Annotated in this window: 21 protein-coding genes; 8 read left to right on the forward strand and 13 right to left on the reverse strand. The window is 65.4% G+C overall.

Annotated elements, in window-relative coordinates; all coding sequences use genetic code 11:
- Nucleotides 1–314 precede the first annotated feature (314 nt).
- Complete coding sequence (locus tag ACOI1H_RS07125; RefSeq protein WP_422436210.1) at nucleotides 315–809, forward strand: hypothetical protein; 495 nt, start codon at nucleotides 315–317, stop codon at nucleotides 807–809.
- On the opposite strand, the gene lpdA is transcribed toward ACOI1H_RS07125, so the two are convergent.
- The 5 genes from lpdA to ACOI1H_RS07150 form a co-directional block, all read right to left on the reverse strand.
- On the reverse strand, nucleotides 796–2196 hold the full coding sequence (lpdA, locus tag ACOI1H_RS07130) for a dihydrolipoyl dehydrogenase (protein ID WP_422436212.1): 1401 nt from the start codon (nucleotides 2194–2196) through the stop codon (nucleotides 796–798). The two genes, ACOI1H_RS07125 and lpdA, sit on opposite strands and share 14 nt — an antisense overlap.
- A 75-nt stretch (nucleotides 2197–2271) precedes the next feature.
- Nucleotides 2272–2853 (reverse strand): DUF924 family protein, encoded by a 582-nt coding sequence (locus ACOI1H_RS07135; RefSeq protein ID WP_422436213.1) that lies wholly within the window; start codon nucleotides 2851–2853, stop codon nucleotides 2272–2274.
- Between the two features lie 66 nt (nucleotides 2854–2919).
- Nucleotides 2920–4215 carry an MFS transporter gene (locus ACOI1H_RS07140; RefSeq protein WP_422436215.1) on the reverse strand — a complete coding sequence of 432 codons (1296 nt, stop codon included), beginning with the start codon at nucleotides 4213–4215 and terminating at the stop codon, nucleotides 2920–2922.
- 92 nt (nucleotides 4216–4307) lie between these two features.
- The gene (gene queA / locus ACOI1H_RS07145; RefSeq protein ID WP_422436217.1) at nucleotides 4308–5366 is read right to left on the reverse strand and encodes a tRNA preQ1(34) S-adenosylmethionine ribosyltransferase-isomerase QueA; all 1059 of its coding nucleotides are present in this window, start codon (nucleotides 5364–5366) and stop codon (nucleotides 4308–4310) included.
- A gap of 12 nt (nucleotides 5367–5378) precedes the next feature.
- A complete protein-coding gene (locus ACOI1H_RS07150) occupies nucleotides 5379–8693 on the reverse strand; it encodes a DUF3971 domain-containing protein (protein ID WP_422436219.1) in 3315 nt (1104 codons plus the stop codon).
- A gap of 92 nt (nucleotides 8694–8785) precedes the next feature.
- Between ACOI1H_RS07150 and bcp the strand changes: the two genes are divergently transcribed.
- From bcp to ACOI1H_RS07175, 5 genes are all read left to right on the forward strand, one after another.
- On the forward strand, nucleotides 8786–9265 hold the full coding sequence (gene bcp, locus ACOI1H_RS07155; RefSeq protein ID WP_422436221.1) for a thioredoxin-dependent thiol peroxidase: 480 nt from the start codon (nucleotides 8786–8788) through the stop codon (nucleotides 9263–9265).
- A gap of 97 nt (nucleotides 9266–9362) precedes the next feature.
- The gene (locus tag ACOI1H_RS07160) at nucleotides 9363–10154 is read left to right on the forward strand and encodes a ferritin-like domain-containing protein (RefSeq protein ID WP_422436311.1); all 792 of its coding nucleotides are present in this window, start codon (nucleotides 9363–9365) and stop codon (nucleotides 10152–10154) included.
- A 168-nt stretch (nucleotides 10155–10322) separates the two neighbouring features.
- Nucleotides 10323–11633 carry a DUF5930 domain-containing protein gene (locus tag ACOI1H_RS07165; protein ID WP_422436223.1) on the forward strand — a complete coding sequence of 437 codons (1311 nt, stop codon included), beginning with the start codon at nucleotides 10323–10325 and terminating at the stop codon, nucleotides 11631–11633.
- Complete coding sequence (locus tag ACOI1H_RS07170) at nucleotides 11623–12138, forward strand: bactofilin family protein (protein WP_422436224.1); 516 nt, start codon at nucleotides 11623–11625, stop codon at nucleotides 12136–12138. Before ACOI1H_RS07165 ends, ACOI1H_RS07170 begins: the two co-directional genes overlap by 11 nt.
- 2 nt (nucleotides 12139–12140) lie before the next feature.
- Nucleotides 12141–13622 (forward strand): MFS transporter, encoded by a 1482-nt coding sequence (locus ACOI1H_RS07175; RefSeq protein WP_422436225.1) that lies wholly within the window; start codon nucleotides 12141–12143, stop codon nucleotides 13620–13622.
- Here the strand turns inward: ACOI1H_RS07175 and ACOI1H_RS07180 are convergent.
- The 5 genes from ACOI1H_RS07180 to ACOI1H_RS07200 all read right to left on the reverse strand — a co-directional run bounded on the left by ACOI1H_RS07180 (nucleotide 13609) and on the right by ACOI1H_RS07200 (nucleotide 21240).
- Complete coding sequence (locus tag ACOI1H_RS07180) at nucleotides 13609–14994, reverse strand: amidase (RefSeq protein WP_422436227.1); 1386 nt, start codon at nucleotides 14992–14994, stop codon at nucleotides 13609–13611. The genes ACOI1H_RS07175 and ACOI1H_RS07180 overlap by 14 nt on opposite strands.
- Before the next feature lie 42 nt (nucleotides 14995–15036).
- Nucleotides 15037–16164 (reverse strand): peptide chain release factor 2, encoded by a 1128-nt coding sequence (gene prfB, locus ACOI1H_RS07185; RefSeq protein WP_422436229.1) that lies wholly within the window; start codon nucleotides 16162–16164, stop codon nucleotides 15037–15039.
- A gap of 95 nt (nucleotides 16165–16259) precedes the next feature.
- Entirely contained in the window at nucleotides 16260–18779 is a 2520-nt protein-coding gene (locus ACOI1H_RS07190; RefSeq protein WP_422436231.1) for a penicillin-binding protein 1A, read from the reverse strand.
- A 125-nt stretch (nucleotides 18780–18904) separates the two neighbouring features.
- A complete protein-coding gene (locus ACOI1H_RS07195) occupies nucleotides 18905–20101 on the reverse strand; it encodes an N-acetylmuramoyl-L-alanine amidase (RefSeq protein WP_422436233.1) in 1197 nt (398 codons plus the stop codon).
- Nucleotides 20098–21240 carry a pyridoxal phosphate-dependent aminotransferase gene (locus tag ACOI1H_RS07200; RefSeq protein WP_422436234.1) on the reverse strand — a complete coding sequence of 381 codons (1143 nt, stop codon included), beginning with the start codon at nucleotides 21238–21240 and terminating at the stop codon, nucleotides 20098–20100. Before ACOI1H_RS07200 ends, ACOI1H_RS07195 begins: the two co-directional genes overlap by 4 nt.
- A gap of 133 nt (nucleotides 21241–21373) precedes the next feature.
- Here ACOI1H_RS07200 and ACOI1H_RS07205 point away from each other — a divergent pair, with 133 nt between their 5' ends.
- Entirely contained in the window at nucleotides 21374–22102 is a 729-nt protein-coding gene (locus ACOI1H_RS07205; RefSeq protein WP_422436236.1) for a DsbA family protein, read from the forward strand.
- Between the two features lie 86 nt (nucleotides 22103–22188).
- Nucleotides 22189–22980, forward strand: coding sequence for an MBL fold metallo-hydrolase (locus ACOI1H_RS07210; protein WP_422436237.1), 792 nt, complete (start codon nucleotides 22189–22191; stop codon nucleotides 22978–22980).
- Between the two features lie 56 nt (nucleotides 22981–23036).
- Here the strand turns inward: ACOI1H_RS07210 and ACOI1H_RS07215 are convergent, their stop codons facing one another.
- The 3 genes from ACOI1H_RS07215 to ACOI1H_RS07225 form a co-directional block, all read right to left on the reverse strand.
- Complete coding sequence (locus tag ACOI1H_RS07215) at nucleotides 23037–24377, reverse strand: sensor histidine kinase (RefSeq protein ID WP_422436313.1); 1341 nt, start codon at nucleotides 24375–24377, stop codon at nucleotides 23037–23039.
- Nucleotides 24378–24403: 26 nt separating this feature from the next.
- A complete protein-coding gene (gene ispG / locus ACOI1H_RS07220; protein WP_422436239.1) occupies nucleotides 24404–25534 on the reverse strand; it encodes a flavodoxin-dependent (E)-4-hydroxy-3-methylbut-2-enyl-diphosphate synthase in 1131 nt (376 codons plus the stop codon).
- A 73-nt stretch (nucleotides 25535–25607) separates the two neighbouring features.
- Nucleotides 25608–26831, reverse strand: a complete 1224-nt coding sequence (locus ACOI1H_RS07225) for a helix-turn-helix domain-containing protein (protein ID WP_422436241.1) — start codon at nucleotides 26829–26831, stop codon at nucleotides 25608–25610.
- Nucleotides 26832–26948 lie beyond the last annotated feature (117 nt).

Consider the following 26948-nt stretch of genomic DNA (forward strand, 5'->3'; position numbering starts at 1 on the left):
CTAGACGAAAAGTCATATTCAGTTTCGAAGGATTTTAAGCGATCCTCGCCCGACACTTGTGCGGCGTGCATTGACGTTATGAATTTCAGGCGAACCCGCGAAACGATCATCGAGGTCGCCATTCCATCCGACCTGCGGTCCGGTTTCGGGGTCCTCAGGGTCAATGCAGTCGAATCGGTCCAACCGCTGATGATCGATCCATGCCGTCCCGACCGGCAACGCGGCGCGTGCCTCGATCGGATTTTCCAACCACTTGTCGGCGAGAAGCCGCCGCACCCGCACGCGTCGCACGTTGATGGGGGACGGGACTGGATATGACCAATGACAAGAGCACGATCATGGAACAGATAACCGACCGGTTCGCTGATCCCAAACTGATTTCCCAGTCTTTGCTGGACAGGACAGGTCATGCGATCCTGACGGGCGATCTGCCGCTGTATCTGTCCTGCTACACGCTACCCCACCGCATTGCGTTGTTCGAAGGCGAACGGGACGTTCCCGATGTCGCGGCCCTGACCGACATCTTCAACGATGTGCGAAGCCTCTATGCGAATCTTGGCGTGACGACGCTGGAACGTTGCTGCACAGAGGCCACGCATGTCGGGCCGAACCGGGTGGATGCGCATTTCGAAAGCCGCGCGCTGGCCGGAACGCAACTGGTCCTTCGTCCGATCCCTGCCCCTGACAGAGCTTCATTACATCGAGGGCACCTGGCGGATCGGCAATTGCCAGTATGCCATTGCCGACGCACCCCGTCTGACCGATGCCCTGATCCGACCTCGAAGATAGGCGGCGTCACATGTGGATGACGCGGCCGTAGGCGTCCAGTACGCTTTCGTGCATCATCTCGGACAGCGTCGGGTGTGGAAAGACGGTGTTCATCAGGTCCTCTTCCGTCGTTTCAAGCTGACGCCCGACCACATAACCCTGGATCAGTTCGGTGACTTCGGCCCCGACCATATGTGCGCCCAGCAACTCGCCGGTTTTGGCGTCGAACACCGTCTTGATCATCCCTTCGGATTCACCAAGCGCGATGGCCTTGCCGTTTCCGATGAAGGGGAATCTGCCGACCTTCACCTCAAATCCCAGTTCCTTGGCCTTCGCCTCGGAATAGCCGACAGAGGCGACCTGCGGATAACAGTAGGTGCAGCCGGCGATGCTTTCGGGCTTCACGGCATGCGGATGGCCGCCCGCGATCAGTTCGGCCACCATGACGCCCTCGTGGCTGGCCTTGTGCGCCAGCCAGGGGGCGCCCGCGATGTCACCGATGGCATAAAGCCCTTCGACCCCGGTGCGGCAGTATTCGTCCGTCACGACATGGGTGCGGTCGATCTTAACGCCCAACTCCTCCAGCCCGAGGTTTTCGACGTTGCCGACGATCCCCACGGCGGAAATCACGGTGTCGAATACCTTCTTCTCGACCTTGCCGCCGACCTCGATATGCGCCGTGACGCGGCCCGCCTTGGTGTCGCGGTCCAGCTTCTTGACCACAGCCTTTTCCATGATCGTCATGCCCTGCTTGATGAACTGCTTCTTCGCAAAGGCCGAGATTTCCGCGTCTTCCACAGGCAGAATGCGGTCCATCACCTCGACGACCGTGGTCTTGGAACCCATCGTGTTGAAAAAGCTTGCAAATTCGATGCCAATCGCACCGGACCCGATGACCAGCAGGTCCTTGGGCATCCGCGACGCCTTCAGCGCATCCTTGTAGGCCCAGACCAGCTCGCCGTCCGCCTCCAGCCCCGGCAGGTTGCGGGCGCGCGCACCGGTGGCCAGCACGATGTTCTTCGCCGTCAACTCCTCGGTTCCCTTCTCGGTCTTGACCGAGACCTTGCCCTTGGAAGTTATCTTTGCCTCGCCCATGACGACGGTGATCTTGTTTTTCTTCATCAGGTGGCCGATGCCGCCGGACAGTTGCCCCGCCACCTTGCGCGACCGCGCGACGACGGCGGACAGGTCGAAATCGACCTTGTCCACCGACAGGCCGAATTCCTTGGCACGGTGCATTAGGTGGAACACCTCTGACGACCGCAGCAGCGCCTTGGTCGGGATGCAACCCCAGTTCAGGCAGATGCCGCCCAGATGCTCACGCTCGACGATGACGACCTTCTGTCCAAGTTGCGCTGCACGGATGGCCGCGACATAGCCACCGGGACCGGCACCGATCACGATCACGTCGAAGTTCTGTGCGGCCATGAGGTCTCTCCTGCGGGTCCGTTGAAAACTGGTTTAACACTGAACCATCTCACGCGGAATGGCCAGAGGCCGTGGTCAGGCATCCATGGCCTGGATCTGCCGCAACATCGCGCCATACCCGCCTTCGGCCATGAAGACCGCTTCAGCTTCCGTCGTGGCGCGGTCCAGCGCGTCGTTGCGATAGGGGAACCGGCCGAAATTGCGGATGATCGCCCGGTGCGCGCGGGCATGGTCAAGGTTGCCCCCACCGGCATCGGGCATCCTTGTGTGAAACAGCCGCACCGCGCGGTCCTGATCGGCGAGGTTTTCGGAATGCATCAGCGGCAAGTAGAAGAATTGCCGTGCCGGCGGGTCGATCCGCAGGTCCCAGTCCCGGTCGATCGCCATCTTGGCGGCCGCCATCGCCAACGTGTCCGTGGAAAACGCCTCGGCCCGGCCACGAAACATGTTGCGGGGGAATTGGTCCGACAGGATGACATAGGCCAGCGCCTCGCTCGGACAGGTCAGCCAAAGACCCAGATGACCCTCGGCCGCCCGCTCCCACGTTGCAAGGAAGCCGTCCCGGATGCGGGCATCCAGCGCGTCGTCCTGTTTGTACCAATCTTCCGGCACACAGTCGTCCAGCCAGAAGGTCAGCACATCCTGAGCGGTTTTCATGGCAGTGCCCTCCCCGGCTGGCCTGATTTCGATCAGACAAACAGACGGTTGCCCTTAAGACAAGCGCTATTGCGCAACTTTTGCGGCACCCGGCGGCGAAGTGGCCGCTTCGCCCTCGGCAGCCTCCGCGGCCTCGATATAGACCTCCTGCGCCCATTCGGCCAACACGGGCGTCGTCGTCATCGGCAGGTTCGCGTAACTCGTGTTGTCCTGCGCGATGTCGGCGCGGCTGCGCCGGGTCATGCGGTAGGTGCCGTAGATGCCGACGGCGAACATAAGCACTGCCAGAAACACCCAATATCCGCGCGGCCCCATGCCATCCAGCAGGTAGCCCAGCGTGATCGGCCCCATGATCGCGCCGACCCCGTTGATGAACAGCAACCCGCCCGACGCCGCGGCCATGTCCTCTTTTTCAAGGTAGTCGTTGGTGTAGGCGATCAGCAGCGCATACAGCGGGTTCGACGTGCCACCGACCAGCGCGCCCGACACCACGGCCAGCGTGTAGGAGGCAGGAAAGAACGCGCCCGCAAGGCAACCGAGCCCGCCGACCAACGCGACGGCGATGATGAGGATGCGCCTGTCGATCCGGTCCGAGGCCCAGCCGATGGGATATTGCGCCACCAGTGCGGCCATATAGATAGCCGAGACGAACAGCGAGATTTCGGCCACGGTGAATCCCGCCCGTGCGCCGTAGACGGCGGACATCCCGAACTGTGCCGAAAAGACGCCGCCCAACAGGAACATGCCGACCGCCGCCAGCGGCGAGGTGCGGATCAGTTGCACGACCTTCATCGGCTTGGTGCGGCCAAAGGCCGGCGTTGGCTTGATCGACAGCAGGATCGGCGCAAAGGCCATCGAGACCAGCATCGATGGCACGATGAACAGCGTGAACCCGCTGACGTCGCCCTGCGTGATGATGAATTGCGCCGTCACGATCCCGGCCATCTGCACGATCATGTAAAGCGACAGCGCCTGCCCCCGCGTCTCGTTGGTCGACGCGTCGTTCAGCCAGCTTTCCGCCGTGACATAGACGCCGCAGAAACAGAACCCGATCACGACCCGCCCCAGTGTCCAGGCGATCGGGTCCGTCAGCACCGGATACATGATCAACACCGCAGAGATGGTGGAGCCGAGGGCGGCGAAGACCCGCACGTGACCGACCCTGCGGATCATCTCGGGTGCCATCTTCGACGCGAACAGGAAGCCCACGAAATAGCCGGACATCACGACGGAGAGTTCCAGCGTGGAAAAGCCCTCGAGCTCTCCGCGCAGGCCCAGCAACGTGCCCTGAAGACCGTTGCCGATCATCAGCATGAACATGCCCAGGAACAATGCCCAGGATGCGCCAAAGACCTGTATCATGCGGTTCGCCTTTCGGGGCCGGGTTCAACTTGGTTTAAGGGCGCACCGCGCCGTTAGGAAGGTTCGGAAACGACATGCCCTGTCGGCTTTCGTCAGTGCGCGCCCTCTGGCAGCAAAAGCGACGCATCGCCATAGGAAAAGAACCGGTATCGGCTGGATATCGCGTGATTGTAAACGTCGCGTATCCGCTGCTGGCCCATCAGCGCGCTGACCAGCATCATCAGCGTGGATTTCGGCAGGTGGAAGTTGGTCATCAGACCGTCCGCCGCCCGGAACCGAAACCCGGGCACAATGAAGATGTCTGTCGGCCCTTCCCAGGGCTGCACGCCTGCATCCGTCGCCGCCGTCTCGACCAGCCGCAGCGCCGTGGTGCCGACCGGAATGACGCGCCCGCCTGCGGCCTTCGTCGCGTTGATCTCTGCCGCCGCCTGTGCCGTGACCTGCCCCCACTCGCTGTGCATCCGGTGCTGGCTGACATCATCCACCTTGATCGGCAGGAATGACCCAGCCCCCACATGCAGGGTGACATGGGTGAATTGGACGCCCATCGCCGCAAGCTGCGCCAGCAGGTCATCGTCGAAATGCAGCGAAGCTGTCGGGGCCGCGACCGCCCCCCGATGCCGCGCCCAGGCGGTCTGGTAGTCGGTCTTGTCCGCCTCGTCCGCAGGCCGCAGCGCCGCGATATAGGGCGGCAAGGGCATTGCGCCGACCCGCAGCAGCGCGGCATCGAAGGCATCGCCGGTCAAGTTGAACGCCAGTTCCGCCTGCCCCTCGGACCGGCCCACCACGGTCGCGCGCAGGGCGTCGCCAAAGACGATCTCCTCGCCGTCCCGGACCTTCTTTAGCGGTTTCAGCAAGGCCATCCAATGCGCGTCCGGCGTCGGTTGCAGCAACGTCACCTCGATCCGCGCCACCGTCTCGCCCGCATCGCCGCTGCGGTGACGCACACCGGACAGCCGCGCCGGAATGACCTTGGTATCGTTCAACACCAGCCTGTCGCCGGGCCGAAGCCAGCCTCCCAGATCGGCGACGGTCGCGTCTGTGATCGTGTCCGGCCCCGCGACCAGCAGCCGTGCGGAGGTGCGCGGCCGCGCGGGCCGCGTGGCAATCAGCCCTTCCGGCAGGTCGAAGTCGAAATCGGACAGCTTCATCGCGAGGCCCCGTTACTGGCCCACCTGCGGCGGCGGACGGCGAAAGATGTCCCGGAACATGCCGGGCGTGAAGACGGACAGCGGGTTTACCCCGACCTGCGGGTTGCCCGGTGTCCCACGCAGGGTGAAGTTGAAGCCGATCAGCCCCTCGCCCCGACGGGTCAGGAAACTGCCGATCCCGTTCAGCAGATAGAAGGGTGACACGACCCCCTGGAAATCCACCGCGCGCGTCGCCAGCGTGTAGATGCCGTCCAGCGAAATGCCAAGGCCCGGACCGACCGCGCTCGATTCCGTGACGATAATCTGCTGCGGGTTCAAGCGGAAGCTGGCATCGACGGCGTCGAAGGCCAGCCCCTGCCCGTCCAGCTGTTGCAAAAGCCCCACGACGCTGATCGCGTCCAGCAGTTCCGCGATGGCCGGCGCGTCGCGCACCCGCAATTGCCGTAGCGCAAGAGTGCCGTCAAAGGTTCCCGCCCCTGTCCCTGCCGGCACAAGCGTCAGGTTCAGCGCCCCGCCCGACGCCCCGTCGACAAAGTTGCCCGCCCGCAGGACAGCACCCGCATCGTCGGACCGGATGCGCACCGCCGTGCGGCCGCGCGACGGCGACACGGCCCCCGCCAGCCCGGCCCGGCCATTGAAAAGGCCGGTGAAGGTGCCGTTGAACCCGCCCGTGGTGTCGAAATCGCCCTGAAACTCCGTCAGGTGCAACCCGCTCGCGATGCTCAGCCGGTCCAGCCGCACGGCGATCGGCCCGCCCTGTCCGCCACCGCCGCCACCGCCGCCACCGCCCAGCGTGGCGCGCGACAGGTCCAGCGTGCCACCCTGCACCTCGACGCCAACTGCGCGGCCCCGACCGCGCCCGCGCAGGGTGACAGGCCCGTCGAACCAGTCGCCGACCGCGACATCCGTGAACCGCGCCGCCTCCAGCTGGCCACCATCGGTCAGCGTGACGGCCCCCGCGGCCATCAGTCCCGGCGCGCGCAGGCGCAATCGGTCCACCGCCGGGCGCGCGCCCAGCGTGCCTGCGACCTCCAGCGTGCCGGATGTGCCGCGCGCCTTGGACCACCCCAGCGCCGGCACCGACAGACCCAGACCCTCCAGTCCCGAGGTCAGGGCAAAGCGCGGTGCCGCCCCCTTGGGCAGCGTCACCGTCAGTTGCCCCGGCCCCGACCCGCTGACCGACCCCGGCGGCAAGGCGATCCCGAAGGCATCCAGGGCCTGCGGCGTGATCGTCACGGTGCCCGCGACCTGCGACGGCGCAGCCTCCGGTCCGAACCCTTGGGTAAAGCGTCCCGTCACCGGCACGCCGTCCAGCGTGGCGGTCCCGGCGACCTGCATCCCGGCGCGGTCGACCGTGACCGATAGATCGCTGCCCGCCAGCCGCCGCCCCTTGACCAGCACATCGCTGCGCACGCGGGTCAATTGTGCCTCGGCCATGAACTGCACGTCGCCGGGGGCCAGCGGGTTCTTCAAGGGCATCTCCACATGCGCCTGCGCGACCGCGCGGCCGTCCGCCAGCGTCACCGGCAGATTGGCCTTGGTCAGGAACCGGAACGGCGGTTGGTCCAGCACCGAAAGCGTCGCCGTGATGCTGCCGGCCGTCGCAAGATCCAGAACCAGCGGTGCCTGACGCACGGCGATGTCGGGGATCTGCAGAACCGACCCCGACACGTCCAGCGCCCCGCCCTGTGCCGCCACCACCTGCCCCCGGTCCAGCCGCAGCACGAACGCCCCGTCGCCCAGCGTCGCATAACCAGCCCCGCCGGTGATCGGCGGCAGGTCCCGCATGTACCGCACGGTGGCCGCGTCAAAGCCGAACCCACCGGCCAGCAGCGCGGGCGCCCCCGGCCGTTTGCGCCAGCCAAGCGTGATATCGGACAGGTTCCCGGCGACCAGATTTCGCGCAAACCAGGCCCGTGTGCCTGGACGCACCCGGTCGGGCCACAGCCGCAACAGCGCCGCGGGCGTCATATCCGACCCTGCGACATCCACAGCGGCCATCCATCCCTCCGGCGACGCCTCCAGCGCGCCGCTGGCCTGCAGGGTCAGCGCCGGATCGCTCAGGCTGATCTGGCCGATCTCCAGCCGGAACGGGTCCAGCCGCAGGCGCAGGTCGATATCCGCCTGATCCAGCGTCACCGGTGCAGGGTAAAGGCCCGCCGGGTTCAACGCGATGTCGGTCAGGGTGAACTGGCCAACCAGCGCGCCCGGCAGACCACGCGCGAACGCCTGCGCCAGCGCCTGACCCCGCGCTTGCAGCTGCCCCCACTCTGACGCGATCGCCACGTCCCGAAAGGTCAGACGCCGGGCCTGCGGATCATAGGTCAGCGCCGCCGTGACGCTGTCGAACCGCAGCGGTTCCGTGCGCGGGCCGGGTTGCACGGCACCCGCGCCGATCGCCAGCGTCGCCTCCAGCGGGCCAAGCACGCCGTCTTCCGACAGGGCGGTGCGCAGGGTCGCGGACAGCGGGGCGTCCAGTGCATCCAGAAACCGCAGCGCCGCCGACTGGCTGGCCAGATCGCGCGCCGGAGCGTCTGTGACCTCGACAGCCAGACGCGCCGCGTTGCTGTCGCGGGGCGACTCGAGGCGCAGGCCAAGGCGCGTGACGCCGTCGTCGCCCGCGACCTCCAGCCGCGCCGTGGCCTCGGTTGTGTTCCGGTCGATCCCCAGCGCAAAGGCTCCGTCCGTCGCCGTCCAGACCCGGCCCGCCCGGTCGTCCGTATAGGTCAGGTCGATCCCGTTCAGCGTCAGACTCTCCAGCGCCGCCAGTGCCGGACGGTCGCGCAACCCGTCGATCTGGCGCACGAGGCCCGCCACGCCGTCGTCCAAGAGCCTGCCGCCGCCCGTCCGTGGCAGATCGAAGGCCAGCCGCATCCGTCCTTCGGCATCGCGGGTCAGATCGACTGCGGTGCCGTGCAGCGCGACCCGCTGCACCAGGGCCGTGCGGTCGAACAGCAGCCCGCGCGGGCTGATCGTGGCGTCGACCTCTTCCACATGCGCCAGCGGCCGCCCTGCCGCGTCCGACAGCACGGTGTCGCGCAGCCGGACGCGCGGATGCAGGTCCGGGCCAAGGCGGACCGTGATCGCGCCGAACGCGATGTCGCCGCCGCCCAGCATCCCGCTGGCGCGGGCGGCGACCTCTTCCGTCACCCAGGTAGGCGCGGTGATGTCGCGGTCGAACATCATGACGACGGCGATGATTGCGAAGACAAGTGGCAAGGCCAGCAGCCAAAGCCCCACGCGCGCCGCATGCCAGCCGCGACCCCGCGGGGTGCCGCGCCTGCGCCGCTGCCGCGGGGCCGGTGGTGTCGGATCGGTTGCGGTCATCTGCTGCGCCTTGCCTCTTGGCCTTTATCTTTGCCCGTCACAGGCTAAAACGGAACCGGTAAACGCGATGCACCATCGCCGGGAGGATCACCATGCCGTCAGACACCGCCACCCCGCCGCAAGAGGGCGACACCGCCCCCGCCTTCAGCCTGCCGCGCGACGGCGGAGCGCTCGTGAGTCTGTCGGATTTTGCGGGCCGGCATGTGGTGCTGTATTTCTATCCCAAGGATGACACCCCCGGTTGCACGACCGAGGCGCTGGATTTCACCGCGGCTATGGACGCCTTCGCCGCTGCCGGGGCCGTCGTGCTGGGCATTTCCAAGGACTCCGTCACAAAGCACGACAAGTTCGTGGCCAAGCGCGGCCTTGGCATCCCCTTGCTGTCGGACGAACAGGGCGATGTCTGCGAACGCTACGGTGTCTGGGGCGAAAAGCAGATGTATGGCAAAAGCTACATGGGCATCGAACGCATGACCTTTCTGATTGGTCCCGACGGTCGGATCGCGCGGGTCTGGCGCAAGGTGAAGGTACCGGGCCACGTCGATGCGGTGCTGGACGCCGTGCGCGCGTGATCCGGGTAATGGATGGCAGATCAGACGGGGGCCGGCCCCCGCACCCCCGGGATAATTCCCACCAGAAGAAGAGCAGGACGTGATCCCTCTTGCGCAGATGGCGGTCGAGGTGCTGACCACCGCGGACGGTCGCGCCAAGACAGCGCTGTCTCACGCTCATGCCGCCGCGTGGCGGGCGGCGCGGGCGAAGGGGGAACGGCCCGAGATCGGCACAGCCGCCCCGCCGCAGCGTCCGGCGCGGCCCGTCCGACCCGATCTTCTGGACCGGCGCGAGGTGCCGCGCCGCAAGCCGGGCAGTCCGGAAGGCCGGATCGCACTGCTGCATGCCGTCGCGCATATCGAACTGAACGCCGTCGACCTGCACTGGGACATCATCGCGCGCTTTGCCGACACGCCACTGCCGGTCGGGTTCTTCGATGACTGGGTCAAGGCTGCGGACGAGGAATCGAAGCATTTCAACCTCATGTGCGACTGTCTTGAGGCGCAGGGCAGCCATTACGGAGCTTTGCCCGCCCATGCCGGCATGTGGCGCGCGGCCGAGGACACCGCCCACGACCTGATGGGCCGCCTCGCCGTCGTGCCGATGGTGCTGGAGGCCCGCGGGCTCGACGTGACGCCGGGCATGATCGAGATCTTCCGCAAGGCGGGCGATTCGCAGGTCGTTGCGGCACTGGATGTCATCTACGCCGAAGAGGTGCACCACGTCGCCTACGGCTCCAAGTGGTTCCATTTCCTGTGCGGCCGCCACGATCTGGACCCTGTCGTTGCCTTCCACGACCTCGTGCGTCGCTACTTTCACAGCACCCTGAAGCCGCCATTCAATGAGGAAAAAAGGGCCGAAGCGGGCCTTCCGCCAGACTTCTACTGGCCGCTCAGCGAAGGGGTGTGAAGCGAATCAGGTGCCTTCGGCGTGAACCCGCCCAGATGCGCGTGAATTGCTCCATGATTTTTCAAAATTGTTGCGAAGACGCCGCAGCCTGTCTAGACGACAGGGAATGCGGCGCAAAAGGGGTGGGACCCTGTCGCATGTGACCGGGACGGAACAGGGAAGATACTTGTGAGATCACGACTGACGCAGGCCATCCATACACGCCTTGAATCCCGTTTCTCCGAAAAGCGACTCTTCATCCGCTCCGACGCCGAAACACGTTTCATTCGTCTGCGTCCCTCTCATCAACTCGTCGGCTGGACCGTCGCCACCGCCCTTGTCGGCTGGACCATCATCTCGACGGCCATCTTGCTGATGGACAGCATCGGGTCCGACAACTTCCGCGCCCAGGCCCAACGCGACCAGATGATCTACGAAGCGCGCCTGAACGCCCTGTCCACGGAACGCGATGCCCGCGCCGCCGAGGCGATCGCGGCACAGGAACGCTTCAGTGCCGCATTGGCGCAGATTTCCACCATGCAGTCCGATCTGCTGTCCACCGAGGATCAGCGCCGCGAGCTGGAAACCGGGCTCGAGGTCGTGCAGGCCACGCTGCGCAACACCATGCAGCAGCGCAAGGCCGCGACCACTGAACTGGCCGCCTTGAACGCCGACGGCGAGGCGGCCGCGACCCCCGCCGCCCAGACCGCCGTTCAGGAAGGCACCGTCGATCTGCTGGCCACGGCGCTGGCCGAAACCGCGGCCGAGCGTGACCAGATCGCCACCGACGCGCAATTCGCGCTCGACCACGCCGCCGAGACCGAAAACGAACTGCGCCTGCTGCATGAACGCAACGACGACATCTTCCGCCAGCTCGAAGAGGCGATGACCGTCTCGGTCGAACCGCTGGAAAAGATGTTCCGCGCTGCCGGCATGAACCCCGACAACATGCTGGCGCAGGTGCGCCGGGGCTACACGGGCAACGGCGGCCCGCTGACGCCGCTGTCGTTCTCGACCATGGGCGGTGGACCCGATCCAGACACCGCGCGCGCAAACGGCATCCTCAACCGCCTGGACGAGATCAATCTATACCGGATCGCCGCCGAGAAGGCTCCCTTCGACGTACCCGTGAAAGCCGCGTACCGCTTTACCTCCGGGTTTGGCTCGCGATGGGGCCGGATGCACGAAGGCACTGATTTCGCGGCCCCGATCGGCACGCCGGTCTATGCCACCGCCGATGGTGTCGTCGTCCACGCCGGCTGGTCGTCGGGTTACGGCCGGCTGATCAAGGTCCAGCACGAATTCGGAATCGAAACCCGCTACGCTCACTTGAACGCGATGAAGGTCAACGTCGGCCAAAGGGTCTCGCGCGGGGAACGGATCGGTGATATGGGAAATTCTGGCCGCTCGACCGGACCGCATCTGCACTATGAGGTCCGAGTCGGTGGCTCTGCCGTCAACCCGATGAATTACATAAGAGCTGGACAAGATGTTTTCTAAATCCAAGATCAATGACCCCGGTCCCAAGGCCAGCGAAACGCCTGCCCAGCCCGCCACATCGCCCGCTCCGGCGTACAGCGGAAGCAGCGATTTCAAGGCCACGCCACCGAAGGCAAAGCCGCCCGCATCGATCCTGTCGTCCGATCTGCTGGTCACCGGCAACATGAAGACGACCGGCGACATCCAGATCGAAGGTCAGGTCGACGGCGACATCCGCGCTCACCTGCTGACCGTCGGCGAAGGTGCCACCGTCAAGGGTGAGGTCATGGCCGACGACGTCGTGATACACGGTCGGGTCATTGGCCGCGTGCGGGGGCTCAAAGTGCGCCTGGCTTCGACAGCGCGCGTCGAGGGTGACATCATCCACAAGACCATCGCCATCGAGTCGGGTGCACATTTCGAAGGCTCCGTGCAGCGCCAGGACGATCCCCTGACCACTGGTGGCAAGGCAAAGATGCCAACAGGCAGCGGCAACACGCCCGTCGCAGAGCCTGCCAAAGACTAGGTTTGCGCTCCACGGATACAGCCCCACGGGCCACGTCGACTGCGGCGCGGCCCGTTTTCGTGCCGGATTTCTGCACTGAACATCACCGCCCGCTGGTTCTGATGGCTGCGGTGCTGGCGTCTTCGATGGGATTCATCGACGGCACTGTCGTCGGTATCGCGATCCCGGCGATCCGCGGATCGCTTGGCGCCACGCTCGATCAGGCGACCTGGATCAACAATGCCTACATGGTCACCCTTTCCGCGCTGATCCTGACAGGCGGCGCCTTTGGCGACCGCTTCGGGCTGGCGCGAGTCTTCGGGCTGGGCGTCGGCCTGTTCCTGCTGACCTCGCTCGCCTCTGCCCTCGCTCCCACGCCGGATGCCTTGATCCTCGCGCGACTGGCACAGGGGGCCGGTGCCGCGTTGATGATCCCCGGTGCGCTGGCGATGATCAGCCGCGCCTATCCGCGCAACGTCAGAGGCACGGCGATCGGCATCTGGGCCGCGGCCTCTGGCCTGACCACCGCGGCGGGACCGCTGATCGGCGGTCTGCTGCTCTCGACCTTCGGACAGGACGCCTGGCGCTGGATCTTCGCCATCAACCTGCCGCTGGGCCTGATCGCCCTGCTGCTGATCCGCCGCGGCGTCGCCAACGACCATCGCCGGAGCGGAGAACCCATCGACCTTCTTGGCGCGGCACTCGCGGTCGCGGGCCTGGGGCTGCTGGCGTGGACGCTGACGCATCTCGAGGCCTCTAACGACATACGCGTCACGCTGGCGACGGGTCTGACGGGCACCGTGGCGCTGACGCTCTTCGTGCTGCATGAACGCCGCACGACCCATCCGATGATGCCACCGGGCATGTTCGCCAACCCCACCTTCAGCGCCGCCAACCTCGCGACTTTCCTGCTGTATTTCGGGATGAGCGCGATCCTGTTCTTCCTGCCGATGCTGACCGTCGCGGGCTGGGGCATGTCGGAGTTCAAGACGATCTTCGCCTTCGGCCCCCTGTCCGTCTTCATCGCCCTGCTGTCCACGCGGTTCGGCCGGCTGGCGGACAGGCGCGGGCCTGGGCCGGTCATCGCCGTCGGGGCCTGCGTCGTGGCCCTTGGCTACGCCGTGCTGGCGCTGGTCGTGGACGGGCGCGACTTCTGGTATGGCGTGCTGCCGGCAATGGGCGTCGTCGGCTTCGGGATGAGCATGGTCATCGCCCCCCTGTCGACCGCCGTCATGGTCGCGGCCCATGACGGGCAGTCCGGCATCGCCTCTGGCATCAACAACGCGATCAGCCGGATCGGCGGCCTCGTCGCCGTCGCCGCGATGAGTTCGGTGGCCACCATCGCCTACAACCTGTCCGACGGTCCCGCCACCTTCGGAGAGCGGGCACCCGGCGACCTGCACATCGGCGCGATGGGCAACGCCTTCGCCACGATCGTCTGGATCGCGGCAGCAATGGCCGCCATCGCGGCACTGGCCGCAGCCTTCGGGATCAGGCGGCGTTGATCCGGTGCCAGCCGGCGGCGAGTTGCAGCACGCCGACATCGTCCCGCGACCGCCCCATCAGTTGCAGCCCCATCGGGCGACCGTGCGACAAGGGCAGCGGCACGGCGGCCGCGGGCAGGCCGATCAGGCTGGCCGGGACGACGACCTCCATCCAGCGGTGATAGCTGTCCATCGCGTGGCCCGCGATTTCACGCGGCCAAGCCCAGGCGATGGGAAACGGCCAGCACTGGGCGGTCGGCAGGACCAGCGCATCGTACCTGTCGAAAAGCCGTGCGGCCGCCCTGAACCAGTCCGACCGGATCAGGCTTGCGCGTTGCACCTGCCCGCCGGTCAGCGCCCGGCCCCGCTCGATCTCCCAGATCGCGGTGTCCTTCAGCGCGCCACGCATGGCGGGTTGATCGTAAAGCGGCCCCAGTGACGCCGCGACGGCAAAGCTGCGCAGGGTCGTCCAGCTCTCCCACAGCGCCGCAGCGCTGAAGGGGGCCGGGGCATCCTCCACCACGCAGCCAAGGTCAGCGAACCGCGCGACCTGTGCCGCGGAGTGCGCCAACACGCCATCGTCCATCGCATAGGCGCCGCCCCAGTCGCCCAGCCAGCCGATCCGGCGGTCAGTCAGGTCCGCATCGATCCCCGGTGCGGTCGCGACGTGATCCAATCCGAAGGGTTGGCGCGGGTCGGGCCCCGCCATCGTGTCGAGCAGCAGCGCCAGGTCGCGCGGATGACGCGCCATTGGCCCGTTCGTGGACAGCGGATGCAGCATCATCTCGCCCAGCGGTTCCGACGGGACACGCCCCCATGTCGGCCGCATCCCGTAAACCCCGTTCCAGCCCGCCGGATTGCGCAGGCTGCCCATCATGTCGGACCCGTCCGCCACGGCAACCATCCCCGCCGCCAGCGCCACAGCAGCCCCGCCCGACGACCCGCCCGCCGTGCGTCCCGCCATGATCGCATTTTGCGTGGCACCGAAGACCGGGTTGAAGGTATGGCTGCCCAGCCCGAATTCCGGCGTGTTGGTCTTGCCGATGACGATGGCACCCGCGTCCTGCAACCGCCGCACCATGATGTCAGAGGTTTTCGCCACGTTGTCCCGCAACGCGGGCGAACCCATCGTCGTCGGCAGGCCCGCGACATTGGCCAGGTCCTTTACCGCCAGCGGCATGCCGTGCAGCCAACCCCGGCGCGGGCTCGCATCCGCCGCTGCCGCATCGGCCATCAGCGCATCCGCATCCCGCAGCGACACGATTGCGTTCAGGCCCGGATTGCGCGCGGCGATGCGGTCCAGCGTCGCCTGCATCAGCGCCGTGGCGGTCAGATCGCCGGACGCCAGCGCGTCCGAGATCACATGGGCGGGTCGGTCAAGGTATTCATCCATCCGCGCAGCAAATCCCGACGCGCGCGAAAAGACAAGCGGGCGTCAGTCTTCCAGGTTCGCTTCGGCCCGGCTCTTGCCGCTGACGTCCATCGCCAGCGTCGCGGCCATGAAGGCATCGAGGTCGCCGTCCAGCACGCCCTGCGTATCCGAGGTTTCGTGCCGCGTGCGCAGGTCCTTCACCATCTGGTAAGGTTGCAGCACGTAAGACCGGATCTGGTTGCCCCAGCCCGCGTCGCCCTTGTTGTCGTGCGCCTCGTTGATGGCCGCGTTCCGCTTGTCCAGTTCCATCTGATAGAGACGGCTTTTCAGCGCCTTCATGGCGATGTCGCGGTTCTGGTGCTGCGACTTCTCGGAGCTCGTGACCACGATCCCCGTGGGATGGTGCGTGATCCGCACGGCAGAGTCGGTCGTGTTCACATGCTGACCGCCCGCCCCCGACGACCGATAGGTGTCGATGCGGATATCCTTGTCCTGCACCTCGATCTCGATATTGTCGTCCACCACCGGATAGACCCAGACCGATCCGAACGACGTATGCCGCTTGGCCGCTGAATCGTAGGGGCTGATCCGCACCAGACGGTGCACGCCGCTTTCGGACTTGAGCCAGCCGTAGGCGTTCGGTCCGGTGATCTTGTAGGCGGCGGATTTGATGCCGACCTCTTCGCCGGCGCTTTCGGACTGAAGTTCGACCTTGTAGCCCTTCTTTTCCGCCCAGCGGACATACATCCGCGCCAGCATGTTCGCCCAATCGCAGGATTCCGTGCCGCCAGCACCCGCATTGATCTCGAGGAACGTGTCGTTGCCATCGGCTTCGCCGTTCAGCAACGCCTCAAGCTCCTTCTCGGCGGCCTTCTTCTTCAGCGCGGTCAGGGCAGCCTCGGCCTCGGTGACGATCTCGGCATCACCCTCCGTCTCGCCCATCGCAATCAGCTCGACATTATCCGCCAATTCCTGACGGATGCCCTCGTAACTGTCGACCGCATCCACCAGCATCTGGCGTTCGCGCATCAGTTTCTGCGCATGCGCGGGGTCGTCCCAAAGGGTCGGGTCCTCGACCCGCGCGTTGAATTCCTCCAGCCGATGCGGGGCCGTGTCGTAATCCAAACGCTGCGCCAGAAGGGCCAGCGATTTCTCGATCGCGTCGATGGTGTTCTGGGTTTCGGCGCGCATGGGTCTATCCTTCAACGACAATGGCAACGCCCGGACATGCGGGCGGCGGCAGGGGCAGGTCTTACCCCGCCACCGCCAACACGGCAAGGGAACGGCTAGTAAAGCCCGCCCGACGACAGGGTGCCAAAGGTCGCCTTCGGTCCCACCGTCGCCGTGCCGCCGGTGCTGGTCTGCACCTGACGGGCGGCACGCGGCACTTCGTCCACCAGCGGCAGGTCGGCCGCCATCGCGAAACCACCGTCGAAGGTAATGCCGAAGACCGGCTCTTCACCCGGACGGAAACATTCCGCGATCACGTTGTCACCAGAGGCACCGGGCGGCAGGCGCGCGCCGGAAAAACGGTCGATGTTGATGAACTGGCAATCGCCCGGCACATGAAAGGCGGAGCCGCCGTATTTCTGGATCGCCTTCTCCATGAAGGCGTTGAAGACTGGCGCGCAGATGCCGCCGCCCGACGCTGACTTGCCCATCGGGCGCGGATTGTCGAAACCGATGTAGCAGCCCGCGACGATGTTGCTGGAAAAGCCTACGAACCAGGCGTCCTTTTCGTCGTTGGTCGTGCCGGTCTTGCCCGCGATCGGCACGGACAGGTTGATTGCATTCTTGGCCGTGCCGCGCAGCACCACGCCTTCCATCATCGAGGTCAGCTGATAGGCCGTGATCTCGTTCATGACGCGCTGGCGGTTCGAGATGATGGTCGGTGCCTCACCGCTAGGCAGACTGGCCAGGCTGCAATCCTCGCAGATGCGCTGGTCGTGGCGATAGACGGTATTGCCGTAGCGGTCCTGCACCCGGTCTACCAGCGTCGGTTCCACCCGCTCTCCACCATTGGCGAACATCGCATAGGCGGCGACCATTCGGAACAGCGTCGTCTCATCGGACCCCAGCGAGGTGGCCAGCACCCGGTTCATGCGGTCGTAGACACCGAATTTCTCGGCGTAGTTTGCCACCGTGTCGATGCCGACCTCCTGTGCCAGACGGACGGTCATCAGGTTGCGCGACTGCTCGATCCCGGTGCGCAGCGGCGTCGGGCCGTAGAACTTGTTGGAATAGTTCTGCGGCCGCCAGACGCCCTGCGGCGTGTCGATCTCGATCGGGGCGTCGACGACGATGGTGGCGGGCGAATAGCCCGAATCCAGCGCCGCCGCATAGACGAACGGCTTGAAGCTGGACCCCGGCTGACGCATCGCCTGCGTCGCGCGGTTGAACACCGACGCCTGATAGCTGAACCCGCCCTGCATCGCCAGCACGCGGCCGGTATTCACGTCCATTGCCATGAAGGCGCCCTGCACCTGTGGCACCTGCCGCAGCGTCCAGCGGATGAACGCGCCGTCGGTGTCCTGCGTCATGCGCCGGACCAGCACCACGTCGCCCACGGCAAAGTTGTCCGCAAAGCTGCCCTTGATCCAGGAAATGTCATCGCGCGGCACGACAAAGGGCTCGGCCTCCGTCTCCTGCACGCCCTCGATCCCGACGCGCATTTGTGCGTCACCGACCTCCAGCACCACAGCCGGATGCCAGGTGTTTTCCAGCGTGACGTCGCGCGGCACTTCCGTTGCGGCCAGGGCGGCGCGCCAAGCCTCTTCGGTAGCCAGTTGTGCTGGGTCAATGGTCTTGCCGGTGCCGCGCCATTGGCCCTGCCCCCGGTCGTAGGTTTCCAGCGCCCGCTGCAAGGCATGCGCCGCCTCGACCTGCAAATCGGCATCCACCGTTGCCCGGATGGCCAGACCGCCCGAGAAGAATTCGTCCTCGCCGAAGTTCTGCGACAACTGACGGCGGATCTCGTCGGTGAAGTAATCGCGCGGCGGAAGTTCGCTCCGGAAACTCTCGTAGTCGCCGGACTGCACCGTGCGCAGCGGCATGGCCTTGGCCGTCTCGTAGGCCGCATCCTCGATGTAGCCGTTTTCCCACATCTCGCGCAGGACGAAATCGCGCCGCGCGATGGACCTGTCGTATTGGCGCACGGGGTCATAGTCCGACGGCGCCTTGGGCAGCACGGCCAGATAGGCGGCTTCCTCGACCGTCAGGTCCGACAGCGACTTGTTGAAATAGGTCAGCGCCGCGGCGGTCACGCCGTAGCTGTTCTTGCCCAGAAAGATCTCGTTCAGATAAAGTTCGAGGATCTTTTCCTTCGGCATCGCACCTTCGATGCGGGTGGCAAGGATGATCTCCTTGATCTTGCGCTCCACCGAACGCGATCCGTCCAGAAGGAAGTTCTTCATCACCTGCTGCGTGATGGTGGACGCGCCGCGCACGTCCTCGCCACGCGATTTCACCGCGTCGATCAACGCCGAGGCCATGCCCTCGGCGTCATAGCCGCCGTGGGTGTAGAAGTTCTTGTCCTCGGCGCTGATGAACGCCTGTTTCACCAGATCGGGAATGTCCTCGGCCGGGGTGAACAGGCGGCGTTCCACGGCGAATTCGTCGATGATCTGCCCTTCGCCGGAATAGATGCGGCTGATCGTCTTGGGGGTATATTGCGCCAGCGTGTCATAGGTCGGCAGATCGCGGCCGAACATGTAGAAGACGCCGCCCAGCCCCAGCGCCAGCATGATAAGGCCAAGGCACAGCATCGAAAAGATCGTGCCGAAGAATGACATGATGAAGCGCAGCATGGGCGGTGACCTCTTGTCGGATTGGGCCGCTTATAGGGCGACCCCCCGCCGCCGTCAAAAGCAGATCACCCAGTCCGGATGATTTCGGACGCGGTTTCGCGGTCACAATTGCGGCAGTTGGCCGCCTAGTGCCGTTTCAGCGGCGCCCGCGCAGCTTCCGCCGCCGCCCAGTCCTGCAAGGCCAGCACGATGCCGTTCACGATGACTGCCCTGCCTTTCGCCGAGGACAAGGCAGCCCGGTCCGCCGCACTCGACAGGAACCCGGCCTCCAGCAGGACAGAGGGGAAGTCGGCGGCGTTCAGTACCGCCAGCCGCCCTTCGCGCCGGGGGCGACTGTTGACCTCGGCGCCGGTGGCGCGCAACCCCGCGATCAGTGCATCCGCCAGCCGGGTCGCCGCCGGTCCCGTCTCGACCCGCGCCATCTCCATCAGGACCGTGGCGACCCGGTCATCCTGTCCCGTCAGATCGAGGCCCGCCAACAGATCGCCCCGCTCGTGCCGTTCCGCCATGCGCTGCGCCGCGCGGTCCTGACCCTCGGCATTCAGCGTGTAGGTCGATGCGCCGCGCGTCACGTCGTCACCGTCCAGCGCATCCGCGTGCAATGACAGCATCGCCTCCGCCCCGGCTGCGCGTGCAATGGTCATGCGATCCTCCAGCGACACGAAGATGTCGCTGTCGCGCGTCAGCACCGCCCGCATGATGCCGCCCCGGTTGATCGCGTCCGCCAGTTCGATCCCCAGCTGCAGCATCAGGTCCGCCTCCAGCACCGTGCCGCGCGTGGCACCGGGATCGATGCCGCCGTGACCGGGGTCGATTGCCACGACCAGCGGACCCGAGCGGGGGGCTGGGGCCGCAAGGCTGGCGTCGGGCATGACGGGCGCTTCGGGTGGCCCCGCCAGTGCCGCAAAACCCGCCGCATCGACGGGGTCCAGCCGCAAGGTCAACCGGGCCGCCCCGGACGTGGCAATCACGTCCAGCCCGGCCTGGGCGACCTGCATCGGCTTTGCCAGCGTGATCGCCAGCCGCGACCAGCCAGGCCGCAGCGGACCAAAGGTCACCTCTGCCGCGATGCCGGCCTGCCACACATCCTCGGGGATCAGGCCGCTGAAATCGACCTCGCGGAAGTCCACGATCACCCGCATCGGATCGGTCAGCGTGAATACGCGGTAAGGCACCGTCTGGCTGAGGGACAGCACCACACGCAGACCCTCGCCGTCGTCGGTGATGGCACTGGTTGCCGGGTCGATCCGTGCCAGCGCGGAAAAGTCCTGCGCCGCGGCAGGCCCGGCCAAGGCCAGGCACAGCACCAGCGCCCGGATCATGCCCGGTCCGCCATGTAGCGCCGCAGGCGCTCCAGCCCCTCGGCCATGTCCACCGTGCGACCTGCATAGGAAAAGCGCAGCCACCGGTGTCCCGCGATGGGGTCGAAATCCAGCCCCGGCGTCACTGCGACCCCGGCCTTGTCCAGAATGTCGGCGGCAAGGACGCGGCTGTCGTCGGTATGTCGCGACACGTCCGCATAGATGTAGAACGCGCCGTCGGGGGGTGCCATCGTCTCAAACCCCGCGCTGGCCAGACCGTCCAGCAGCAACGTCCGGTTCGCCTGATAGACGGCCAGGTTCGCATCCAGCACGTCACGACAGTCCATCGCATGCAGTGCCAGCCGCTGGCTGGCGTGGGAAGGGCAGATGAACAGGTTCTGCGCCAGCCGCTCCAGCCGGCGAACGTGATCCTCGGGCACGACCATCCAGCCGCACCGCCAGCCTGTCATGCTGAAATACTTGGAGAAGCTGTTGATGACATAGGCATCCTGCGTCACTTCCAGCGCCGAAACCGCGCGGGTGCCATAGCCGATCCCGTGATAGATCTCGTCGCTGATCAATGCCGCCCCCGTCGCGTCGCAGGCATCCGCCAGCGCCATCAACTCTCCGGCGTTCAGCATGGTGCCCGTCGGATTGGCCGGAGACGCGACGATCAGCCCCGCCAGATCGTGCGCCGCCACGTCCTGCGGCTGCGGCTGAAAGCGTCCACGTGCCTGCGTCTCGATCTCGACCGGTTGCAGACCCACGGCCCGCAGGATCTGGCGGTAGCTCGGATAGCAGGGCAACCCCAGCCCGACCCGTTCGCCATTGTCGAACAATGCCGAAAATGCCAGCACGAATGCCCCTGACGCGCCCGCCGTGATGACGACCCGTCCGGGGTCGAGGTCCACGTCATAGACGTCGCCGTAATGCTGCGCGATCCTGCGCCGCAACTCTGGCAAGCCCAGCCCCACGGTATAGCCCAGCGGCTCCGAAAGATCGTCGCGCAGCGCGTCAAGCGCCGCCTGCGGGGCACCGGTGCCGGGCTGGCCCACCTCCATGTGGATGATCGATCGGCCTGCCGCCTCGGCCACGCGGGCAGCCTCCATCACATCCATCACGATGAAGGGATCGACGTCTCCCCGGGTTGAGCTGCGCATGGTCTGCCCTTACTGCTTTTGGGCAACTTGTGCCTGTCCCGGCAGGGGTGCGTCAACCTCCCCTGCCGCCACACCTTGGCACGCAGGCCCCGATCTGCGCATGATCGGCGCAACCAAACGTGAAAGTGACCCGATGTTCCGCACCCTGACCGCCACCGCATTTTGCCTCTCCGCCGCCCTGCCCGCGCTGGCGCAATCGGCTGCGGATGACGCGGCCTTCGGCGAACGCGTGCGGGCCTACCTGCTGGACAACCCCGAGGTCATCATGGAAGCCGTCGGCATCCTGCAACAGCGTGAAGAGGCGGCGGCCGTCGAAGCCGATCAGGCGATGGTCGCAGCCCAGAACGATGCGCTGACGAACGACGGCTTTTCCTGGGTCGGCGGCAACCCCGACGGCGACATCACCGTCGTCGAGTTCATGGATTACCGCTGCGGCTACTGCAAGAAGGCCTTCGCCGAAGTCGAAAGCCTCCTCGCCACGGACGGCAACATCCGCTTCATCGTCAAGGAGTTCCCGATCCTTGGCGAACAGTCGGTGCTTGGTTCTCAATTCGCCATCGCGACCCAGATCGTCGCCGGCGACGATGCCTACAAGGCGGTCCACGACACCTTGATGGCCTACAACGGAGAGATCACGACCGACACGCTGCGCCAACTCGCCGAAACGCTCGACATCGACGGCGATGCGATTTTGGCAAGGCTCGACGATCCCGAGGTGATGCGCCGCATCACGGCGAACCGCGAACTGGGTCAGGCGCTGGACATTTCCGGCACGCCGACCTTCGTGGTGCAGAACCAGATGGTGCGCGGCTATGTCCCCGAAGACCAGTTGAAGCAGATCATCGATCAGTTGCGCGGCTGACATTTCCGTGAGGGGTCGACCTTGACTGGCCGCCGTGCCGCCCTGCGCTAGATCAATTCCGAAGTGATCCAGAACGGGAGAGACCCATGTCGACCACGCGCCGCCATTTCCTTGCCACCTCCGCCGCCGCTGCGAGCGCAGTCACACTGCTGCCCTTTGCCGCGATGGCCGAGGCCCATGCCGCCAACACCTTCGCCACCAACGCGGGTGATGTAACGGTCCATCCGATCGAACATGCGTCCATCGTTCTGACGACGCCCGTTGGCACGATTTTCGTCGATCCGGTCGGCGATGCGGCGCTTTACGCCGATCACGGCACGCCGGACCTGATCCTGATCACCCATGAACATGGCGACCACTACAATGCCGACACGCTCGCTGCCCTCGTGGGCGAAAACACGCAGATCATCGCGAACCCCGCCGTCTATGCCATGCTTTCAGAAGACATGAAGGCCAAGGCGAGCGAGATGGCGAACGGTGCGACCGCCGATTACAACGGCATGGGCATCGACGCCGTCCCCGCCTACAACACCACCGCCGACCGCGCGCAGTTTCACCCGCAGGGCCGCGACAACGGCTATGTGCTGACCTTCGATGGGCTGCGCGTCTACATTTCGGGCGATACCGAAGACACGCCCGAAATGCGCGCCCTCGAAAACATCGACGTGGCATTCCTGTGCATGAACTTGCCCTTCACGATGGACAAGGAGGCCGCCGCCTCGGCCGTGGCCGACTTCATGCCGAGCTACGTCTATCCCTACCATTATCGCGGCCAGGACGGCGGCACCCAGAACCCCGAAGAGTTCGCCGCATTGGTCGGAGAGGATGTCGAGGTCATCATCGCCAACTGGTATGGCGACGACGTCATGCCGACCTGATCCAAAAATTCGCACGGGGGCCGGGTCAGACCGCTCCCCGTGTGGCATACTGCCGGTCAGGCCGCCGCCACCTCTGCCGCAGGCAGCAGCAAAGTCGCAATTGTGCCCAGACCCTCTGCCGATTGAAGGGTCAGCAGCCCCCCGCTTTGCGCCGCAAACCCGAACGCCATCGAAAGACCCATTCCCGTGCCCTGCCCCTTGGGCTTGGTGGTGAAATAAGGCTCGAAGACCCGCGCAAGCACCTCCGGCGACATGCCGAGGCCGTCGTCATCGACCTCGATCCGCAGATACACACCCTCGGACAGGACACCGGCAGAGGTACGATACACCGGACCCGTGACGTGTTCCGGCATGGCGCGCAGGGTGATGTTCCCGCCCGACGGCATCGCATCCCGCGCGTTGATCACAAGGTTCAGAAGGACCGTGTCGAACTGGCTCTTGTCGACCTGCAACAACGGCGAGGGCGAATGCAACACAGTGCGATACGCGATCCGCGCGGACAGCAGACGCTTCAGCAGCATATCCAGCTCGGCCAGACTCTCGTCCACGACGACCCGCGTCGGGTGCATCGGTGCGCGTCTGGAATAGGCCAGCAACTGCGCCGTCACAATTGCAGCCCGCGTCGCTGCGGCCGCCGCCTCTTCCAGCAGGGTCACGCGTTCGACCGGGTCATCGATGTGGCGCATCAACTCCACATTGCCGGAAATCACCGTGAGCAGATTGTTGAAATCATGCGCCACCCCGCCGGTCAGCCGGCCCAGGGCTTCGGTCTTGGACTGCTCGAACGCCAAGGTCTGCGCTTGAAGCAACGACCGGCGCATGATGCGCACATCGCGGATACCTGTCACGTAGAACGAAAAAAAGCCGCCGAGGTTCGTCACTGACAGCAGCAACGCCTCGCGCGGATCGCCCAGCACAAGCCAGGATACCAGAGGCAAGGCCGAGAGGGCGACCGACATGGCCAACAGGGTTGCGGCCATCATGACGGAATCGTTGCGGCGGGCCGTCACCGCGTGGATCAGCCACCACAGCAACCCCAGCAGGCCCATCATGCGCAGGATCTCATCCTCCTGCATCCACAGATGTAGCAGACCGACCGTCCATGCCATCCCGATGCCGAAGCAGGTCAGGAACAGCAGCGTCGCCCCCCGACGCCCGATGACCACAGGCAGCCGCGTCACGACGATGGTCTGCAGGATGGTCAATCCGGCGTAGAGCGTAAAGTCGCGGGCCAACGCAACCGGTGCCTGCTGGTTCAGCAGCACATAGATCACGACAGCGACGACTCCGACCCGCAGCGTGGTATTGGAACCGCCGAAGGAATCGACCTGCTTGAGCGGCCCGATGTCATGGGTCCAGTGACGGTTGAAATCGAGGAAGGTCAAGCGCGCGGTCATCACGGACCTGACCCTCCGCGCGAGTGTCATTCGGCCGCCCGTGCGACCTCCGCCGCATCCAGTTCCGCCGCCTTGCGTTCGACCTGTTCGACGATGTGGTCGATCATTGCGTCATTGCCCAGCTTGTGGCTTTGCTTGCCCGCCAGATAGACCATGCCGGACCCGTTGCCGCCCCCGGTAAAGCCCACGTCGGTCATCAACGCCTCGCCGGGACCGTTCACGACGCAGCCGATGATCGACAGGCTCATCGGTGTCTTGATATGCTCCAGCCGCGCCTCCAGCGCCTCGACCGTCTTGATGACGTCGAACCCCTGCCGCGCGCAGGACGGGCAAGAGATGATGTTGACGCCCCGGTGCCGCAGGCCCAGGCTCTTGAGGATTTCGTAACCGACCTTCACCTCCTGCACCGGATCGGCGGACAGGCTGACGCGGATCGTGTCGCCGATGCCCATCCACAGCAGGTTGCCCAACCCGATGGCCGACTTGATCGTGCCGGTGGTGAGGCCGCCCGCCTCGGTGATGCCAAGGTGGATCGGCGCGTCTGTCAGCTCTGCCAGTTTCTGATAGGCACTGGCGGCCATGAACACGTCAGAGGCCTTGCAGCTGATCTTGAATTCATGAAAATCGTTGTCCTGCAGGATCTTGATGTGATCCATGCCGCTTTCGACCATCGCGTCCGGCGTCGGTTCGCCGTATTTGTCCAGCAGATGCCGTTCCAGCGATCCGGCGTTCACGCCGATACGGATCGAGCAATTGTTGTCCCGCGCCGCCTTGATGACTTCCTTGACCCGCTTTTCGTCGCCGATGTTGCCGGGGTTGATCCGCAGGCAGGCCGCACCCGCCTCTGCCGCCTCGATTCCGCGTTTGTAATGAAAATGGATGTCGGCCACGATCGGCACGCTGACCTCTGGCACGATCAGCTTCAGCGCCCGTGCCGAGGCTTCATCCGGCACCGAGACGCGGACGATGTCGCAGCCCGCATCCACGGCCGCCTGAATTTGTGCGATGGTCGCCTTCACGTCGGTCGTCAGCGTGTTGGTCATGGTCTGCACCGTGATCGGCGCGTCGCCACCCACGGGCACGTTGCCGACCATGATCTGACGGCTCTTGCGGCGGTCGATCTGGCGCCAGGGACGGATGGAATGAAGCTGCGACATGACAGTCTTTCGGAACAGGGATTTACTGCAACCTAAGACTTTGCAACGACACCAGCAACCGCCCGCGCAGTCGTTATTCGGGAACCACGACCTCGGCCACGTTCACGATCGCGCGCAGATCGCCGTCGCTGTTCAGGTCGGCCACGTCATAGGTCTGCGTCAGATTGTCGACCGACAGCGCAAGGTTCGACGTCACCTGACCGTTCGGGCCGGCAGGCCCGTAATGCTGGCCGTTCACCGCAAAATAGACAGCGCCGCTTTCGCCGACGCGCAGGGTCGCGGGTTCCTCGGTCGGCGGCAGGGCAAAGGTGTCGCCGGCGTCCATGATGCCTTCGAAGATGATCGAATCGTCGGCGGACCGCACACGCACCCAGGCCGGTCGCACAGCGACAATCTGAACATCGGGCACCGGACCTTCGCTGACCTGGATGGCCGACGCGACCGTCATCGGTGCCACGTCATCGGGCAGCGGCGAGGCCTGCGGCGTCTCGATCAGCGCCTGACGCAGGGCGTAATCCACGCCGGTCAGGTCCAGCGTGCCGGACGTTCCAGGCAGCAGGGTCGAGATCGGGGCATCCCGTGCCACCAGCACCGGCACGTCCAGCGCTTGCGGACGGTAGAGACGATCCAGCGCCTCGGGTGTGGGGGATGCGAAATCCGGCGCGGCATCTCCCGCGTTCGCGATCTGCGCCGCACCGGCCAGCGGGTCGAGGTCGGACAGCACCACCGGCGTCTGATCCACCGGGGCGAGACGGACCTTCTGCACCTCTTGCAAGACGGTCCAGCCGCCATAGCCGATCCCGCCGATCAGTGCGACCAGCACCAGCAGCGATCCGACGGCACCGGGCTCGATCCCGGAAAACATCGCCTCGCCCCGCGGGATGAACGGCGTCGCCGAGGCCGAAAAGATGTCCTTCCCCATCGGACTGCGCTGAGCGTCGAAGCGGGCAGGTTTGGTCGACGACGCGGCGGCGGACATGCCATGCGCCGTGCTGAAGCCGCTTTCGCGGCAGAACGTCTCGAACGCGGAATCGGGGTCCATCTGCAGATAGCGGGCATAGGACCGCACATAGCCTGCGATGAAACCCGGCGTATCAAAGGCAGAGGGGTCGGCGTTCTCGATGGCGGCGATGTAGGCGGCCTTGATCTTCAATTCGCGCTGGACGTCCAACAGGCTCTTGCCCATGGTCGCCCGCTCGCCGCGCATCATGTCACCCAAGCGCATGTCAAAGGCGTCGAAACCCTTGGTCTCAACGTCATCAACCGCCTTTGCGCGTCGAAAGCCTTTTACGATCATCGTCGTTCCGCCGTGTGCCTGCCCCGGTTTCAATCTAGATCATGGTTCAATGATAGTCGAATCATGAATTAAAGACTTATTACTACTACATCTAGCACACGGTAACGTGTGATGCAC

Origin of the sequence: Loktanella sp. DJP18 (assembly GCF_049310965.1) — a bacterium.
Lineage (GTDB): Bacteria > Pseudomonadota > Alphaproteobacteria > Rhodobacterales > Rhodobacteraceae > Loktanella.